Here is a 3,927-nt window from a genome sequence, read left to right as displayed (position 1 = left end):
GCGCTGAGCCGCGCGCGGACGCCCGTGGTGGTGGCGGGCGTGCTGGTCACCGTGCTTGCGACCTCGCCCGCGTGGACGCTGCGCCTCGCCCCGGAAGGGACATGGACGGCGGTGTCGTCGGACTGGGACGCCGCTGCTTCCTTCATTGACGCGAATGCCGCCGGGACCCGCACCCTCGTCGTTCCGCAGGCGCAGTTCGCACGGCAGACCTGGGGCTGGACGCGCGACGAACCGATCCAGGGTTTGACGTCGACACGCTTCGCCGCGCGTGACGCCGTCCCGCTCGTCGACCCCGAAGCCATCCGCGGCCTCGACGGACAAATGGCGGCGCTTTCCCCGGAGGCCATGCGCGCTATCGGCGTCGGCGCTGTCGTGGTGCGCGACGATCTGGCCTCCGGGCCTGATGCGCCGACGCTCGACGCGTCCTTCGGCGAGCCCGAACGCTTCGGCGACATCTCTGTCTACCTGGTCGAACCGCAACGCGACATGATGATCGCCGACACCGAACTGCCCACCGTCGCCGGCGGCGGGGAGGTCCTGCCGCTGTTGGACCGCACCTTCGGCTACTCCCCGCGGGAGATCGTGAGCGCGAAGGACGCCGATATCGTCACCGACACCCCCGCCTTGGCGAAGCGCAATTACGGCACTTTGACCGGCCCCAGCTCTGCTCACCTGCATGATCTGTCGGAGGGCGGCGAGATCCGCAACCGCGTCACCGACTACCCGTCTTCGGCCCGGCGCGTGGCTGTGGCATCTGAGGGCGGGAGCGTGCGTGCGTCGTCGTCGGCTGCCGATGCCACGTCCTTCGGCGGCGCGAAACCGGCGGAGTCACTCACCGCCGCCGTCGACGACCTCGACGACACCGCCTGGCACCCCACTCCCGGCGACCGCTCCCCCTGGATCGAAGTCTCCCCCGAGACGCCTGTCCGCGAGATCACTGTCACCGCGACGGAGGATGTCGACGCCACCGTGAGCTGGCCCGGTGGCTCCCGCGAGGTCTCTTTCGACGCGGGTGAGCCTCTCACCGTCCGTGTCGGCGACGCTGCCGGCCCGATCCGCATCGCACTCGGTGAGCCGGCGGGCATCAGCGAATTCGACGCCGGCGTAACGCGCATCGTCGCGGTGCCCGGGACCGGCGACACGTATTTCTTCCAGCGGCTCCTGCCTGCCGACGATGTCATCCGCCGCGCCTTCACCACCGACCGCGCCGCAACGTGGGAATTGACCCACGCAGCCGAAATCGACGGCGAGCATCACGACAAAGGCCCGGTCGAGCTGCCTGCGGGCGATCACACCATCGTCACCGACGCGGAGACAGTCGCGCTCACCCGCTCCGAACACTCAGCTGCGTGGTCGCCTTTCGACGGCACCGTCGACCCCGCCCCCTCCGACCGCCTCATTCTGACCACCCGGTCCTTCAACGACGGGCTGCGCGGAACGGTCAACGGCCCAGAAGGCAGCACCGACCTCGAGCCCGTGCGTGTCGACTCCGGTATGCAAGCCTTCCGCCTCCCCGCCGGCACCCACGGCACATTCATGATGAGCTTTGCCGGGGAGGGATTCTTCCGCGCCAGCCTCATCTTCGGTGGCGCGCTCAGTCTGCTAGTGCTGGGACTATGCGTGCTGTGGAGTTCGTGGAGCCCGCCGACACCGCGGACGAGCGCGCGCCGCGGGGACCAGTCTCGGGATCGATCCGCGCTGGTCGTCTCGGCTGCAGCGGCCGCAGCTGTGTTCGCTGCCGGCGGACTCGCAGGCGCAGCAGCCTATGCAGTGACCTTCCTGATCCGCCGGTTCACGCTGATCCCGCCGTGGGCGCTCGGCGCTGGTGCAGCGGGGGTCATGGGCTTGTGGTTGGCGCGGGCACCGTGGCCAGCTGCGAATTATGCGGGGGATTCGCTGGCGGTGACGGTGGCGGGGTGCGTCGCGGTGAGTTGTCTCGCCGCCAGTGGATGGCGGGGGACTCGACAAGCTCGTAACTGATGTAGCTCACGGCCACTGACACGGCGACGGTGAAGGCGAGCACCAGCGCGAAGTCGACAACGCTTCCCGTGAACAGTTCGCGGCCGAGGACCGGGAACGCGATCTCAAGCACCGCGACGTGCCACAGGAAGATGGAATAGGACCAGCGCCCTAACGCGCGCATGACAGGGCTAGCCAACACGCCGCGGCCCGAGCGCTGGGGAGCCAGCGCGAACGGGACGAGCCACAAAGCAGCGAAGACGGTGCCCAAAATGATCCGGGCGTTGAACTCGGACGGACTCGGGTGCGTCAATCCGCGCGGACCGACCCACTCCTGGCCGGCGAGCCACGCGACAGCCAGCGCGAGCAGCGGAAATAGCCAGCGCACTGAGCCGCCGATGCGGAGGCGGACACCAGCGCGCTCAAGCTCGGCGCACCCGAGTCCGACGGCGAACCACGGAGCATACGACGGCGGGAAGACCTGGAGGTTGACTGGCGCGTCGAAGCCGCGAATAAGCCACGGCCACGCCAACCCGAACGAAACGGCAACGACGAGCAGGACCGCACGTCCGCGCTGCCCGAGCACCAGGTACGCAGGCAAGACGATGTAGAACGCCACTTCGATGCACAGCGACCACATCTGCGTCAGCCCGGGCACCAGCCCGTCAGGGACGTAGATCTGCACCAGAAAGAGGTTGGCCAGTGCTTGCCGCCAGTTCAGCCCGGACAGGCTCGGCAGCGCAGCCATGACCACCACCACGCACACGAGGTAGGCGGGGAGGATGCGGGTGAGGCGGTGGGAGGGGTACGTCGATAAGCGTGCTTGTCCGCGCGCCAACAGGAAAGCTGATAGGGCGAAGAACACGGCGACGAAGAAATCGAAGCGCTCGAATAGCGCGCTGCCCAGCCCTGTTTGGAAGGAGACGTGCGTGACCACGATCCCGAGGGCGGCGACTGCCCGCAGGCCCTCGAGTTCGGGGAGGATTGGGTGATGCTGCTTGCTAGTGTTCGAGATACTGCAAGTGTAAAGGAGGGCCATGAAGCGGCTGTACTGGTGCGTCGCCGTGTTCGTCGTCGGCATGGTCCTGGGAACGATGGTGGCACCGCCGATCGTCACTGCGATGAAACCGCTGGATAACCGCGTGACGTCGCTCGGCTGGACCGGGCCGGCAGACATCACTGAAGAAATCGAGGTCAGCGGCGCGAAGAAGGACGCGACCATCACGGTGCGCGGCCCAGGCGGTGAATTCCGCGACGAGATTTCCCGCTACACAGCTGAGACGTCGCGCGGCCTGGTCTTCCTCTTCCCCTTCGAGCCGGACCGGCGCAGCTTCCGCGTCTACGACCCGGTGGGCGACGCGCAGGGCACCGTCGATTACGTGGGCCCGGGCACAGTCGACGGCCTGCGCACCTACGAATTTCACGGGACTTTCGAAGGCGAGGACTACCACGCCGAGCGCACATTCGTGGTGGAGCGCCGCACGGGAACGCTCGTGGGCGCGACGTGGGAGACAGCTGACGGTTCATTCACGCTTGACGACGGCACGCGGGCCACCCAACTCGCCCTCGCCCACGACCGCGTGCGCGTGCTCAAATTCCTGCAATTCTTGGCGTTCCTGGGCGCGTTCATGGCCGTGCTCGCCGCGGCCGTGGGAGTGGTGATCTTTGTCCGGCGCTAGCTGGTGGGGCCGCACCGCGCTTTCCGCGTGGGGCGTCTTCCTCGTCGGCGCGCTGACTTGGCCGTTCCTCCTGGCTTTCGTCTCGCCTGGCGCGGCATTGGCGCTGCGCGACATGATGGTGCTTCCCCACCCAGCGCTCACTCACGCGGCGGTGGGTTTCGGTGATTTACCGGCGCGGAGTGCGCCGCAGGACGGGGTGCTGGCGGTCGTCGGCAAGCTGGTGCCCGCGACGTGGTTCGTCGCCGTGCTGATGGTCGCGGGCGCGGGTGCGGCTGCGTGGGTCGGCGCG

Annotated in this window: 2 protein-coding genes and 2 pseudogenes; 3 read left to right on the top strand and 1 reads right to left on the bottom strand. The window is 68.1% G+C overall.

The features are described 5' to 3' along the window. Window positions 1–24: 24 nt before the first annotated feature. Window positions 25–387: pseudogene (locus J5Y21_RS11860) on the top strand (alpha-(1->3)-arabinofuranosyltransferase family protein); the annotation flags it as partial. 1,450 nt (window positions 388–1,837) lie between these two features. Here the strand turns inward: J5Y21_RS11860 and J5Y21_RS11540 are convergent. Then, window positions 1,838–2,998, bottom strand: coding sequence for an acyltransferase (locus J5Y21_RS11540; RefSeq protein WP_210576080.1), 1,161 nt, complete (start codon window positions 2,996–2,998; stop codon window positions 1,838–1,840). Here J5Y21_RS11540 and J5Y21_RS11535 point away from each other — a divergent pair. Next, the gene (locus tag J5Y21_RS11535; RefSeq protein WP_210576078.1) at window positions 2,997–3,638 is read left to right on the top strand and encodes a porin PorA family protein; all 642 of its coding nucleotides are present in this window, start codon (window positions 2,997–2,999) and stop codon (window positions 3,636–3,638) included. The genes J5Y21_RS11540 and J5Y21_RS11535 overlap by 2 nt on opposite strands. A gap of 52 nt (window positions 3,639–3,690) precedes the next feature. After that, a pseudogene (locus J5Y21_RS11530) lies at window positions 3,691–3,927 on the top strand (hypothetical protein); the annotation flags it as partial.

It is taken from the genome of Corynebacterium sp. Marseille-P3884 (assembly GCF_017942225.1).
Lineage (GTDB): Bacteria > Actinomycetota > Actinomycetes > Mycobacteriales > Mycobacteriaceae > Corynebacterium.
This window is presented reverse-complemented; position numbering and strand designations above follow the sequence as displayed.

Bases quoted from the DNA above. Each gene is read 5' to 3' on its own strand.
- J5Y21_RS11535 (WP_210576078.1), top strand. From the start codon at position 2,997: ATGAAGCGGCTGTACTGGTGCGTCGCCGTGTTCGTCGTCGGCATGGTC.
- J5Y21_RS11540 (WP_210576080.1), bottom strand. From the start codon at position 2,998: ATGGCCCTCCTTTACACTTGCAGTATCTCGAACACTAGCAAGCAGCAT.